The following is a 13,526-nucleotide window of genomic DNA, read 5'->3' as shown; positions in this document are numbered from 1 at the left end:
CCGTATCCGCCAGCGGCGAACCCGGCTCCCGCGGCGCCGGCTGCTCCCCCTGCCTCGGAGGTCTCGGCCCCGGACACTCAGGCGGATGTCGCACCCGAGGATGCCAGTTCGGCGACGGCCTGGACGGCGCCGGGCGCCGCGTCCGACGGCACCGACCGCGACTCGCCGTGGGCCTGACCTCCGCCCTGCTGCAGGCGTTCGCGCGTGCCGCCGACGCCGTGCCGCCGCTCACCCCCGACGGTGACGAGGCGCGGCGCTGGGCCGAGGAGGAGCTGTCCGACCCGGCCTACGACATCGCCGAGCCCACTCCGTTCGATCGCATCGCGCGGGCGATCGGCGACTTCATCGCGTCGCTGCTGAATCCCGACCTCTCCGGCGGCTGGGGATCGACCTTCGCGCTGGTCGCCGCCATCGTCGTCGTCGTGATCATCGTCGCCGCCTTCCTCGTGTGGGGCGTGCCGCGCGCCACCCGCCGCGCGGCAGCTCGCCCGCCGCTGCTCTTCGGTGAGACGGAGCACCGCTCGGCCGCCGAGCTGCGCGCCGCCGCCGCCGAGCGCGCGCGGGCGGCCGACTGGGAGGCCGCGATCGTGCTGCGCTTCCGGGCGCTCGCCCGCGGCTGCCTCGAACGCGGCGTCGTCGACCCGCCGCCGGGCGCGACGGTGCACGCCTTCGCGCGGGCCGCCGCCCGCGCCTTCCCCGCACTCGCGTCGCGGTTGGAGGACGCCGCGACGGCGTTCGACGACGTCCGCTACCTGCGGCGTCCCGGCACGGCGGAGCTCTATCGCCTCGTCGCCTCGGTCGACGACGCGGTCGTGTCGGCGCGACCGGCGGTGCGCGAGGAGGTGCCGGCATGACGGCGACGGCCACTCCCCCGCGGCAGGACGCCGCCACCATCCACGCAGCCACCGGACGACGCCGCCGCATCGCGGCGTGGATCGCCATCGGACTCGCGCTGCTCGTCGTCGGAGGGATCGGCGGCGCCGTGTCGGCTGCGAACCAGTGGGCTCAGCGCGGCGCACTCGACCCCGACTCCACGGGACCCGCGGGAACGCGCGCGATCGCCGAGATCCTGCGCGAGCACGGCGTCGACGTGGTCGTCGTGCGGGATCGCGCGGCGGCGTCGGAAGCCCTCGCGGCCGTGGAGGCGACCCTCGTGATGCCCGATGCGCCGGCGCTGTCCGACGACGTCGTGACCGCTCTCGCCGAAGCCGCCGATGACGTCGTGCTCATCGAGCCACGTTCCCGGACGCTCGATCTGCTGGTCCGCGGGTCGGCGCCGGCCGGCGTCGCGCCCGACGAGAGCGTCGAGCCCGACTGCCGACTCGAGGCTGCCGTCCGCTCCGGCGCCGTCGCCCCGGGCGCGGTCTACCGCGCGGGTGACGACACGTCCGCCTGCTACGCGGCGGCCGACGGTTTCGGACTGGTCGTCCACGCCACCGACGCCGGCCGCGTCGCCGCGGTCGACGGCCGGGCACTCTTCACGAACGAGCACCTCGCCGACAACGGCAACGCGGCGCTGGCGGTGAACCTCATGGGGCGGCATCCGCTCGTCGTCTGGTATATGCCCGGCGCGGGCGACACCGACCTCGCCGACGCCGACCCGTCGCTGGGCGAACTCACGCCCCCGTGGGTGAGTCCCGTGATCGTGCTGCTGCTGGTCGCGGGGGTCGCCGCCGGCATCTGGCGCGGCCGCCGGTTCGGCCCGCTCGTCGCCGAGCGGCTTCCTGTGACCGTCCGGGCGTCCGAGACGACGGAGGGACGGGCGCGCCTGTACGCGCGCGCGGGCGATCCGCTCCACGCCGCGGACCGGCTGCGTATCGGCGCGCTGCGTCGGCTGGCGACCCTGCTCGGCCTCGCCGCGAACGCCGCCGGCCCCGAGATCGCCGACGCCGCGGCCGGCCGCACCGGCCTCGACCGCCGCGCGGTGCGCGGCATCCTGCTCGACGAGATCCCGCGCAGCGACGCGGAGCTCGTCGCCCTGAGCACACGCCTGAGAGACCTGGAGGACGCCGTGCGCGCGGCCGTCCGCCCCGAGAGGAGCCCCCGATGACGGATTCGCCCGTGGCGCCGAGTGCGACCGCGTCCGACGCGGTCGACCGCCCGACCGCACCCCCCGACGACGCCGCCCTGCGCGAAGCGATGAATCGCGTGCGCCTCGAAGTCGGCAAGGCCGTCATCGGCCAGGACGGCACCGTGACAGGCCTGCTGATCGCCCTGCTGGCACGCGGGCACGTGCTGCTCGAAGGCGTTCCGGGCGTCGCGAAGACGCTGCTCGTGAGGTCGTTCTCGACGGCGCTCGGCCTCGACACCACGCGCATCCAGTTCACCCCCGACCTCATGCCGGGCGACGTCTCGGGTTCGCTGGTCTACGACGCGAAGACCGGGGAGTTCGAGTTCCGCGAGGGACCCGTGTTCACGAACGTGGTCCTCGCCGACGAGATCAACCGCACACCGCCCAAGACGCAGGCGGCGCTGCTCGAGGCGATGGAGGAGCGCCAGGTCTCGACCGACGGTGTGACGCGGTCGCTTCCGGACCCGTTCCTCGTCGCCGCGACGCAGAACCCCATCGAGCACGAGGGCACCTACACGCTGCCCGAGGCGCAGCTGGACCGGTTCCTGCTCAAGCTCATCGTCGACGTGCCGGCTCGGGATGCCGAACTCGCGGTGCTGCGCCGCCATGCGAGCGGCTTCGACCCCCGCGATCTCGCCGGCGCAGGCTTGCGCCGCGCCGCCACCGCCGAGGAGATCCGCGCGGCGCAGCGGGCCGCGGCATCCGTCACCGTCTCGGACGACGTGCTCGGCTACATCGTCGACCTCGCACAGGCCACGCGCAGCAGTCCGTCGGTGCAGCTCGGCGTCAGTCCCCGCGCGGCGACCGCCCTGCTGGCGGCGTCGAAGGCGTGGGCGTGGCTGGGCGCGTACCCCGCGATCACGCCGGACCACGTGCAGACGATGCTGCTGCCGACGTGGCGGCACCGCATCCGCCTGCGCCCCGACGCCGAGCTCGAGGGTGTGTCGGTCGACGCCGTGCTCGGCTCGGTGCTGCAGCAGACCCGCGTCCCGATCTAGGAGCCGGTCGTTGAGCGAGCGAGGAACGAGCGAGACGAAACGCGCCGAACGGAACGACGCCTGATGTACCTGACCGGCCGCCTGCCGCTGCTCCTCGCCGTCGGGGCGGTGCCCGTCGTGCTGCTCTCTGCGGCGGGCGTAGACCCCTGGCTCGCAGCGGCGGCGTGGATCCTGCTGTGCTTGATCGCGGCGCTCGCCGACGCGGCGGCGGCGCCCGATCCGCGCCGGATGACGGTGCTGCGGCGCCTTCCGAGCCGCGTACTGCTCGGACAGGCGGTGCGGGCCGAGCTCGTGCTGGGCAACACCGGCGATCGCACCGTCCGCGGACGCGTGCGCGATGCCTGGCAGCCCACCGCGGGTGCGCCGGTGGAGCGCCCGGCCATCGACATCCCGCCCGGCGAGTCCCGGGCGATCGGCATCCCGCTCCTCCCCCGTCGACGCGGCGAGCTGCGATCGCGATTCGTCGTGGTGCGATCCGACGGGCCGCTGCGCCTCGCCGGACGCCAGGCGCGCCTCGACGAGCCGGGCACGCTGCGGGTGCTGCCGCCGTTCACGGCGCGACGGCACCTCCCCTCGCGGCTGGCGCGGCTGCGCGAGCTCGACGGCAACACGAGCGTGCAGGTGCGGGGCCAGGGCACCGAGTTCGACAGCCTGCGGGAGTACGTGCGCGGCGACGACGTGCGCGCCATCGACTGGCGCGCGACGGCGCGGTCGAGCACGACGATGCTGCGCACCTGGCGCCCGGAGCGCGACCGGCACGTCGTGATCGTGATCGACACCGGACGCACGGCGGCAGCACGCGTCGGCGACGGCGTCCGGATGGATGCCGCGATGGAGGCCGCGCTGCTGCTCGCCGCCCTCGCGACCCGGGCCGGCGACCACGTGCACCTGCTGATGTTCGACCGCACGATCCGCGCCCGCGTCACCCGTGTCGACGGCCCGGGACTCCTGCCGGCGATGGTGGACGCCATGGCGCCCGTCGAGCCGCAGCTCATCGACACCGACTGGGATGCCGCGTTCGCCCAGGTGCGCACGCTCACGTCCCGCCCGTCGCTGGTCGTCCTCCTGACCGCGCAGGACGCCCCGGAGGCCGCGCGCGGGTTCCTGGGATCGCTGCCCGCGCTCTCCCGAGCCGCCCACGTGCTGGTCGGGGCGGTGACCGACGAGCAGGAGCCCCTGCCCGAGCGCCCCGACGCCGCCGACGTGTACCGCGCCGCCGCCATCGAGCGCAGCACGCACGATGCCGCCGTCGTGGCAGCGGCGATCGGCCGCGCGGGAGGCGAGGCGATCGCCGCCACCCCGGAGGACCTGCCGCCGCGCATCGCCGACCGCTATCTCGCGCTCAAAGCCGCCGGGCGGCTCTGAGGGCGTAACACGCGGGTCTCGGCATCCGACGATCTCTCTCACTGGTTTGGGGCGCGCCGCGCACGTTCGAGGCGCGCGGCGCACGCCCCGAACGCCGCTCGCGCGCCCCAAACGCGGGAGGACGCCGAAACGGCCGGCGACGAATGCCTGAACACGAAGGGAAACCTCGCGGGATCACGCGTCACACTCAGACACTCCGTGCCCGGTTCCTGGGAATCCGCTGGGCGTAGCGCTAGCCTCACGACGAGGAAAGGAGTCCGCCATGTCGGATACCACCATCCCGCCCACCACGGTGAACAGGCTCGTCGCGGAGGCTCTGGGAACGTTTCTGCTCGTCTTCGGCGGCGTGGGCACGGCGCTCTTCGCCGCCAACTTCCCCGCAGATGCGGAGAGCAACCCACTGGGCGTCGGATTCGTCGGCGTCGCCTTCGCCTTCGGTCTCACGGTCGTCGTGGGCGCCTACGCGTGGGGTCCCATCTCGGGCGGCCACTTCAACCCGGCGATCACGCTCGGCCTCGCCGCCGCCGGTCGCTTCGAGTGGAAGAACACGATCGGCTACATCATCGCCCAGCTGATCGGCGGCGCCCTCGGCACGACGCTCATCGTGCTGATCGGCATCTTCGGCACCGACAACTGGCTCGCGAACGCCCAGGACAGCGGCTTCGCGTCCAACGGCTTCGGCACGGGCGACTTCGGCTCGCCGGGCGGCTTCGGGCTCGGTGCCGCGATCATCGCAGAGATCCTCCTCACGGCGGTCTTCGTGCTGATCATCCTCGGTGTGACGCACTCGACCCGCGGCACGGCGGCGCTCGCGCCGCTCGCCATCGGTCTCACACTGACCCTCATCCACCTGATCTCGATCCCGATCGACAACACCTCGGTGAACCCGGCCCGATCGATCGCCGCGGCGATCTACGGCGGCCCCGAACCCCTGGCGCAGCTGTGGGTGTTCATCGTCTTCCCGATCGTCGGCGGTCTGCTCGCCGGCGTCCTGCACCGCGCGCTCTTCGAGCCCAAGGGCACGCTGCCGCCGGTCCAGGCGGAGGCGCGCCTCAAGTAGGACTCGCAAGCATCACGAGAGAGCGGCCCGCCCCCCGATCGGGGACGGGCCGCTCTCTCGTGCGTCGCGAGGTCAGACGAGGTCGAACCTGTCGAGCTCGGTGACCTTGCCCCACGCCTTGACGAAGTCCCGCACGAACTTCTCATTCGCGTCATCCGAGGCGTAGACCTCGGCGACGGCCCGGAGCTCGGAGTTCGAGGCGAACAGCAGGTCGACGCGGGTGCCGATGCCGACCGGCTCGCCCGAACCGTCCTTCGCGCCCGAGAACGCGTGGGCACCGGGGTCGAGCGGCTTCCAGGTCGTGCCGAGGTCGAGCAGGTTCACGAAGAAGTCGTTCGTGAGCACGCCCTTGCGGTCGGTGAAGACGCCGTAATCCGAGCCGTCCCAGTTCGCACCGAGCACGCGCAGACCGCCCACGAGGACCGTCAGCTCGGGAGCGCTCAGCGTGAGCAGGTTCGCCCGGTCGATGAGGTGGTGCTCCTCGGGCATGAAAGCCCGCGGCCCGTAGTAGTTGCGGAATCCGTCGGTGATCGGCTCGAGGAACGCGAACGACTGCGCGTCGGTCTGCTCCTGCGTGGCATCGGTGCGGCCCGGGTGGAAGACCACCTCGGCGTCGACCCCCGCGTCCTCGGCGGCCTTCTCGACCGCCGCGTTGCCGGCGAGCACGATGAGGTCGGCCAGCGACACCTGCTTGCCGTCGGTGCGGCCGTCGTTGAACGAGGCCTGGATCTGCTCGAGCTTCGCGAGCACCGTGGCGAGCTGGGCGGGCTTGTTGACCTCCCAGTCCTTCTGCGGGGCGAGGCGGATGCGGGCGCCGTTGACGCCGCCGCGCTTGTCGCTGCCGCGGAACGAGGATGCCGCCGCCCACGTCGTCTCGACGAGCTCCGAGACCGTGAGGCCGGCGTCGAGGATCTGGGCCTTGAGCGCCGCAGCGTCTGCCGCGTCGATGAGCTCGTGGTCGACGGCCGGGACGCGGTCCTGCCACAGCAGCTCCTCGGCCGGGACCTCGGGGCCGAGGTAGCGGTCGATCGGGCCCATGTCGCGGTGCGTGAGCTTGAACCATGCGCGCGCGAACGCGTCGGCGAACGCCTCGGGGTCGTCCTTGAAGCGACGCGAGATGGCGTCGTACGCCGGGTCGGTGCGCAGGGCCAGGTCGCTGGTCAGCATGCGCGGCTCACGACGGCCGTTCGAATGCGCCAGCGGCACCATGTCGGCGCCGCCGTCGTTGATCGGACGCCACTGGTGGCCGCCGCCCGGGCTGCGCATGAGCTCCCACTCGTAGGCGTAGAGGATGTGGAAGAACTCGTTGTCCCAGCGGGTGGGGTGGTAGGTCCACGTGACCTCGAGGCCGGAGGTGATGGTGTCGTCGCCGTGGCCGGTGCCGTGGTTGTTCTTCCAGCCGAGGCCCTGCTGATCGAGGCCGGCGGCCTCGGGGTTGTCCTCGATATTGGTGTCGGGCGCGGCGCCGTGCGTCTTGCCGAACGTGTGGCCACCGGCGATCAGCGCGACGGTCTCCTCGTCGTCCATCGCCATGCGGCCGAAGGTCTCGCGGATGTCGCGGGCCGACGCCAGCGGGTCGGGGTTGCCGTTGGGACCCTCGGGGTTGACGTAGATGAGGCCCATCTGGACGGCTGCGAGCGGCTTCTCGAGCTCGCGGTCGCCCGAGTATCGCTCGTCGTCCAGCCAGGTGGTCTCGGGGCCCCAGTACACGTCGGCATCGGGCTCCCACACGTCGGGGCGGCCGCCGGCGTAGCCGAACGTCGTGAAGCCCATCGACTCGAGCGCCACGTTGCCCGCGAGGATCATCAGGTCGGCCCACGAGAGCGACTGGCCGTACTTCTTCTTGACCGGCCAGAGCAGGCGGCGAGCCTTGTCGAGGTTGACGTTGTCGGGCCAGCTGTTCAGCGGCGCGAAGCGCTGCTGACCGGCGCCGCCACCACCACGGCCGTCGGTCACGCGGTAGGTGCCGGCGCTGTGCCACGCCATGCGGATCATCAGCGGACCGTAGTTGCCGAAGTCGGCGGGCCACCAGTCCTGCGACGTCGTGAGGGTCTCGGCGATGTCGGCCTTGACCGCGGCGAGGTCGAGCGACTCGAACGCCGCCTTGTAGTCGAAGTCCTCGCCGAGCGGGTTGGCGACGGCCGGGTTCTTCGCGAGGATCTTGAGGTTCAGCTGGTTGGGCCACCACACGCTGTTGGCGTTGCCGGTGGTCGGGTGCGGCTGACCGCCGTGGATCACCGGGCAGCCCTCGGACTCATTCGGACGCGGGCGGCTCTCGCCGTCCTCACGCTCGTCGACCGGCGTGTCGATCGGGGTGACCGCCTGGTCGGCGTCGGTGGGGTTCTCGCCGATCTCCGGGATCGTGTCGTTGGTGTCGGTCATGAGCTTCCTTCCAATCGGGATGGGCTATCAGAGGGTCGGACAGGATGTCAGGAGCGCACGGTGGCGACCGGCTCGGCGACGCTCGCCTCCGCCGTCGCACAGGCGGGGCACACACCCCAGAAGGTGACCTCGGCCGCCTGCAGCGCGTAGCCGTGCGCGTCGGACGGCGTCAGGCAGGGCGCCTCGCCCACGATGCAGTCGACGTCCTGCACGGCGCCGCATTCGGAGCAGATGAGGTGGTGGTGGTTGTCGTCGACGCGCAGCTCGAACAGACCGGGCCGGCCCGCGGGCTCGATGCGGCGTGCGAGTCCGGCGTCGACGAAGTCGCCGAGCGCGTTGTACACCGACTGCAGGCTCGTCCCGGGAACCGTCCGCGCGACGATGCCGAACAGCTCGTCAGCGCTGGCGTGCGGGCGCTCGATGAGCGCCTCGACGACCGCGCGCCGGGAGTCGGTGACCCGCAGCCCTGCCGCCCGCAGCCGTGCCGCCGTGTCGACGGCATGCGTGTCGACGGCGGTGTGCGGGCTCATACCCTCAGCCTACCGTTGTTTTGATTCATTCAAAACAGTGGTATGCGCACGCGCCCTCTCCCTCCCCGCCCCCGAGTTCACTTGCGCTGAACGTACGCCGATCCCGGCGTGGAGCGTACGTTCAGCGCAAGTGAACGACGGGAGACGAGGCGGGGAAGACGCCGCGCGGGGGTCAGCCGGCGACGAGGGTGGGGGTGCCGGCCTCGTACTCGGTCAGGTCGCCGCTCTCCCCCAGGCGGTGCGCGCGGCGTCCGACCACGAGCATGTAGACGAGGAACAGTCCGAGCGCTGCCGCGCCGATGCCGATCTTCACGGGCCACGGCCAGGGCTGCGCCGTCACGAAGCCCTCGATGATCCCCGAGAAGCCGAGGGCGATGACGAGGCCGATCGCGATCGTTGCCAGCGAGCGTCCGGCGGCGGCCAGCGACTCGCCGCGCGACCGCGGGCCGGGCGCGACCCAGGCCCAGAAGATCTGCAGGCCAGCCGCACCGGCCACGAAGATACAGGTGAGCTCGAGCATCCCGTGCGGGAGGATGTACAGCACGAACACGTCGCCGCGGTCGAACGCCGCCATGATCGCCGCCGCCGTGCCGACGCCGACGGCGTTCTGCACCAGCACCATGATCGGCCAGACCCCGGTGATGCCGAAGAGCACGCACTGGGCCGCGATCCAGGCGTTGTTGGTCCACACCGTGCCCGCGAACACCGCCGCCGGGTTCTCGCTGTAGTACTCGGTGAACTGGTTCTCGGCGTAGTGCTCGAGTTGCGCCTGGCTGCCGAGGCTGGCCACCAGAGCGGGGTCGCCCGACACCCACAGGGCCACGACGGTGACCACGGCCACGAAGCCCAGCGCGATGGCGAGCGTCGTCCAGCGGACCCGGTACAGGGCGGCGGGAAGCTGCAGCGCGAAGAACCGCGGGATCTGGCGCATGACGTTCTCGGGCGCACCCGTGAGCCGCAGCCGCGCGCGTCCGAGCATCGTCGAGATGTGATCGCCCTGGACGCTGCGTCCGGCGGACGTCTTCGCGTCGGCGAGATCGGCGGATGCCGCACGGTACCGCGTCACGAGCTCGTCGACCTCCGCGCCGGAGAGGTGCCGCCGGCGGCTGAGTTCGTCGAGCCGCGCCCACTCCTCGCGCCGAGCGGCCGTGAGCGCGTCGAGGTCCATGTGTTTCACTGTAGCCATGACCGCTGAGCGCCCCGCGATCGTCGACATCCATCAAGACGAGGTGCTCACCGGCGAGGCCGTCGCGCTGGACGTGCAGCCGCTCGGCTACTTCCTGCGGGCGCTCGGCGTGCTCATCGACATGCTGCTGGGCGTCGCCGTGCTGCTGCTGTTCGCGTGGGGACTCAGCTGGCTGCTCGGCCTGGGGGCGATCGACCCGGCGGTGGTGCCCATCCTGACGATCGTCGTCCTCGTCCTCGTCATGATCGTGATCCCGACGGTGGTCGAGACGACCACCCGGGGCCGCAGCCTCGGACGCCTCGCGGTCGGCGGGCGGATCGTCCGCGCCGACGGTGGCGCCGCAGGCTTCCGGCACGCGTTCATCCGGGCACTCGTCGGCGTCTTCGAGCTGTGGTTCACGGTCGGCGCCGTCGCGGCGCTGGTCGGAGCATTCACCCCCCGCTCGCAGCGGCTCGGCGACCTGCTCGCCGGCACCTACTCGGAGCGCACGCGCACCCCTCGACTGGCCGACGCGCAGCTCGGCATCCCACCGGTCCTGGCCGAGTGGGCGGCGGTCGCCGACGTCGCACGCCTGCCGGAACGGCTGTCTCGACGCCTCGCGCAGTTCGCACGCTCGGCGGCCAACATGGAGCCGACGGCGCGTGCGCGGGTCGCGGCATCCCTCGCGCGGGAGACGGCCGTGCACGTCTCACCCGTGCCGGCCGTCGACCACGAGACGTTCCTCATCGGCGTCGCGGCAGTGCGGCGCGAGCGCGAGCTGCGCGCGCTGCGCCTGGAGACCGCCCGCGCCGACGCGCTCGCGGCTCCGGTCTCCGCGCCACCCCGCGGCTTCCCCGAGCGCTGAGCCCGAAGCCCCCTTCCCCCTTCGTTCCTCACCTGTGTAGGCGGAATCGCGGGCGATCTCGCGTGCATGTGACGAACGAACACCAGCGGAGGGGCGGGACCGAGGCTGCGGCCTGACGTGCGATCCGGGGCTCAGGGGTGAGGTCGGCACTGCGGGTGTCGGCCAGAAGACCAGCAAGCTCGGCCGCGGGACAGATGTCATCTGCAGGCGCTGGTACGGTTGCCGACCCGGTGCGCGCGACGGGTTATCCTGGACCGAGCTCGAGGCAGTAGATGGCCGAGCAAGGCGTAGCGGGGAGGCCTCGCGCAGACTGAAAGGTTCATCGGCACGCGCGATGGCGACACCGCACACACAGACCGTCTCCGCACCAACTCCTGATGCGCCGCGCATTCCGACACTGCGGATCTGGCTCTCCTCTTTCATCCTGTTCTCCGTACTGTCAGGTCTGTGGGCGCTCGCGAGCCCGATCTTCTCCGTCCCGGACGAGAACGCCCACGCCGTGAAGGCGATCGGGCAACTGCAGGGTCAGGTGTTCGGACGCACGGTGGAGGGAGTACGCCACCTCGTCGTGGATCTCGCGCCCGAGGACCAATACACCCAGGACCTTCTCTGCTACGCGACGCACCCCGAAGTCCCCGCTGCTTGCGACGCCGAGCTCGGCGATCCGGGGGGCCAGTTGTGGTTCAACACCTGGGTGGGCACCTACAACCCGCTGTACTACTACATCGTCGGATGGCCGACCGTGTTCCTGGATGGGAACGCCGGGGTCTATGCGATGCGTCTGGTGAGCGCGCTCGTGGGCTCGGCGTTCCTGGCGAGCGCATTTGTCTTCGCCGTCGTGGGGCGCCGCTCCCGGTGGATGCCGCTGGGCGTCGCGTTCGCGGCGGTGCCGATGAACCTGTATCTGATGGGCTCGGTCAATCCGAACGGGCTCGAGATCGCCGGATCCGTCGCCCTGTGGGTAGGTGTGCTGAGACTCTTCGAGACTTTCGACCGCGAGCACGCAGACGCGTCGACTCTGCACCGCGCACCGCTGTGGGCGCTGGTCACGGTGTCTGCGATCGTGGTCGCGAACGTGCGCGCCCTCGGCCCGCTGTGGGTCGTCGTGATTGTCGCGCTCGCCGCGATCACCGCCGGGTGGAAGCCCGTACACCGGCTGTTCACAACCCGCGCGAACTGGGTGTGGCTCGCCGCCATCGCTGCGGGCGCCGTATTCTCGGTCGCGTGGACTCTGGGCGGCGGCTCGCTGTCGGGTCAGGCTCAGTCAGGCGACGCCCCCCTGGTGGGGGCGAGCTTACTCCGCGGCGCCGCGTACATGGTGCGCACGACACCGGACTTCCTTCAGCAAGCGGCGGGATGGTTCGGCTGGTTCGACACCGTGCTCCCCACATGGGCGTACTGGCCGCTCGTGGCGGCTGTCGCGGTGCCCCTGACTCTCGCTCTGAGTGCTCTGCGGCGACGCGCCACGATGGTGATGGCAGTGGTGCTCGCCGCTGCCTTCCTCGTGCCTGTGGTCGTGCAGGCGCGAAGCGTCGCGCAGACGGGCATTATCTGGCAGGGGCGCTACGGCCTGTTCCTCTATCTCGGCGTGCTGATCGTCGCGGCGTGGCTGCTCTCTGGTCGTGACGGGCGGCGCATCGGGCACCTGTCGGTGCGGATCACCGCGATCGCCGCGACGCTCGTCGCGGCGTTCGGGCTGTACGCGTTCTGGTTCGCTCTTGTGCGCTACGTCGTGGGCATGGAAAAGCCGCTCAGCGCTATGTGGCGGGATCCGCAATGGCAACCGCCGCTCGGCTGGCCTGCCCTCACGCTCGTGTTCACGGCGGCATCCGCGGCGTACGTCGTCTTCGTGGTGTGGCTCGCGCGGGGCACCGCGCGGCGCGAGACGGACCCGCAGCCCGACCAGCTTGCTCCCGAGGCGGAGCGCGTCGATGCGCGCGACTGAGCCGCGGATCGCGATCGCGTACGACTGCTTCTTCCCGCTGCAGACCGGAGGCGGCGAGCGCGTCTACCGCCGCATGGCCGAACTGCTCGTCGAGCGTGGCGCGAACGTCACGTACGTGACCCGCTCGGACTGGGAGATGGATGCCGCACCTCGCGCGCCGTTCGACCTGCACGGCGTCTGGCGGGGCGAGATCTACGACGCGAACGGCACCCGCACGACCTCGAGCGCGGTGGCATTCGCGTTCGCGCTGTTCTGCCACTTCGTGCGCCGGCGTGATGCGTACGATGCGGTCGTGGTCGCGGCGCTGCCGGTGCTGAACGTCTTCGCGGTTCGCCTGGCCCTGCTCGGCAGCGGCACGCGGCTGGTCGTGGACTGGCTGGAGATCTGGTCCGCGCGCAAGTGGCGCGCGTACGCGGGCGTGCTCACCGGCACGATCGCCTGGGTGCTCCAGTCACTCGCGATCCGGATCGGCGATGTCGCCACCGTCAACAGCGGATTCACGCGGAACCGGCTGCGGATGTATCGGCCAAGGGCGGAACCCATCGTCCTGGGGCTGGTCGACCTGGTCGGGTCGGAGCCCGAAGCCTCGGTCGTGCCGTCCGCGCCGCCCACGCTGCTGTTTGTGGGGCGCCACATCCCTGACAAGCGGCTCGACGCACTGCCGGGTGCCCTCGCGCACGCACGGCGGGAACTCCCCGAACTCGTCGCGCAGATCGCGGGGCGGGGCCCCGAGACCCAGCGAGTCCGTGCGGCCGCGGCAGCGGCGGGCGTCGCCCATGCCATCGAGTTCGTGGGTCGCATCGACGACGACGATCTGCGCCGCCGGTATCGCGCCGCCGTCGCGCTCGTGAGCCCGTCCGCCCGCGAGGGCTTCGGGCTCGTGGTCGCCGAGGCGGCCGCGGCCGCAACCCCGAGCGTCGTCGTAGCCGGGGACGACAACGCGGCTGCCGAGCTCGTCGAGCCGGGGGTGAACGGCGCGATCGCGGTCGACGCGTCGGCTGCCACGCTCGGCGACGCCATCGTGCGTGTGGTGAGGGCGGGAGAGACCCTGCGTGCGTCGACGCTGGCTTGGTTCGAACGCGAGCGCGTCAAGCGCGGGCTCGGCCGCTCGGTGGACGAGCTGCTGCGGCGGCTCGGGTACTGAC

The 13,526-nt window shown here is 71.8% G+C and carries 11 protein-coding genes; 8 read left to right on the top strand and 3 right to left on the bottom strand.

The features are described 5' to 3' along the window. Positions 1-167 precede the first annotated feature (167 nt). From ACI3KX_RS08365 to aqpZ, 5 genes are all read left to right on the top strand, one after another. Positions 168-854 (top strand): DUF4129 domain-containing protein, encoded by a 687-nt coding sequence (locus ACI3KX_RS08365; protein WP_404909380.1) that lies wholly within the window; start codon positions 168-170, stop codon positions 852-854. Next, positions 851-2,050, top strand: coding sequence for a DUF4350 domain-containing protein (locus tag ACI3KX_RS08360; RefSeq protein WP_404909379.1), 1,200 nt, complete (start codon positions 851-853; stop codon positions 2,048-2,050). The genes ACI3KX_RS08365 and ACI3KX_RS08360 overlap by 4 nt, the downstream gene beginning before the upstream one ends. Continuing rightward, on the top strand, positions 2,047-3,069 hold the full coding sequence (locus tag ACI3KX_RS08355; protein ID WP_404909378.1) for an AAA family ATPase: 1,023 nt from the start codon (positions 2,047-2,049) through the stop codon (positions 3,067-3,069). The genes ACI3KX_RS08360 and ACI3KX_RS08355 overlap by 4 nt, the downstream gene beginning before the upstream one ends. Before the next feature lie 63 nt (positions 3,070-3,132). Continuing rightward, entirely contained in the window at positions 3,133-4,434 is a 1,302-nt protein-coding gene (locus tag ACI3KX_RS08350) for a DUF58 domain-containing protein (protein WP_404909377.1), read from the top strand. Positions 4,435-4,696: 262 nt separating this feature from the next. After that, on the top strand, positions 4,697-5,494 hold the full coding sequence (gene aqpZ / locus ACI3KX_RS08345; protein WP_349426805.1) for an aquaporin Z: 798 nt from the start codon (positions 4,697-4,699) through the stop codon (positions 5,492-5,494). Between the two features lie 72 nt (positions 5,495-5,566). Here the strand turns inward: aqpZ and katG are convergent, their stop codons facing one another. From katG to ACI3KX_RS08330, 3 genes are all read right to left on the bottom strand, one after another. After that, on the bottom strand, positions 5,567-7,876 hold the full coding sequence (gene katG, locus ACI3KX_RS08340) for a catalase/peroxidase HPI (protein WP_404909376.1): 2,310 nt from the start codon (positions 7,874-7,876) through the stop codon (positions 5,567-5,569). Between the two features lie 47 nt (positions 7,877-7,923). Next, on the bottom strand, positions 7,924-8,406 hold the full coding sequence (locus tag ACI3KX_RS08335; RefSeq protein WP_404909375.1) for a Fur family transcriptional regulator: 483 nt from the start codon (positions 8,404-8,406) through the stop codon (positions 7,924-7,926). Positions 8,407-8,578: 172 nt separating this feature from the next. Continuing rightward, positions 8,579-9,574, bottom strand: coding sequence for a stage II sporulation protein M (locus ACI3KX_RS08330; protein ID WP_349426802.1), 996 nt, complete (start codon positions 9,572-9,574; stop codon positions 8,579-8,581). A gap of 16 nt (positions 9,575-9,590) precedes the next feature. On the opposite strand from ACI3KX_RS08330, the gene ACI3KX_RS08325 reads away from it, so the two are divergent. From ACI3KX_RS08325 to ACI3KX_RS08315, 3 genes are all read left to right on the top strand, one after another. Then, a complete protein-coding gene (locus tag ACI3KX_RS08325; protein ID WP_404909374.1) occupies positions 9,591-10,436 on the top strand; it encodes an RDD family protein in 846 nt (281 codons plus the stop codon). 334 nt (positions 10,437-10,770) lie between these two features. After that, positions 10,771-12,381 (top strand): DUF2142 domain-containing protein, encoded by a 1,611-nt coding sequence (locus ACI3KX_RS08320; protein WP_404909373.1) that lies wholly within the window; start codon positions 10,771-10,773, stop codon positions 12,379-12,381. Beyond that, a complete protein-coding gene (locus ACI3KX_RS08315) occupies positions 12,368-13,525 on the top strand; it encodes a glycosyltransferase family 4 protein (RefSeq protein ID WP_404909372.1) in 1,158 nt (385 codons plus the stop codon). Before ACI3KX_RS08320 ends, ACI3KX_RS08315 begins: the two co-directional genes overlap by 14 nt. Position 13,526 lies beyond the last annotated feature (1 nt).

Source organism: Microbacterium sp. ZW CA_36 (genome assembly GCF_044987475.1).
GTDB lineage: Bacteria > Actinomycetota > Actinomycetes > Actinomycetales > Microbacteriaceae > Microbacterium.
This window is presented reverse-complemented; position numbering and strand designations above follow the sequence as displayed.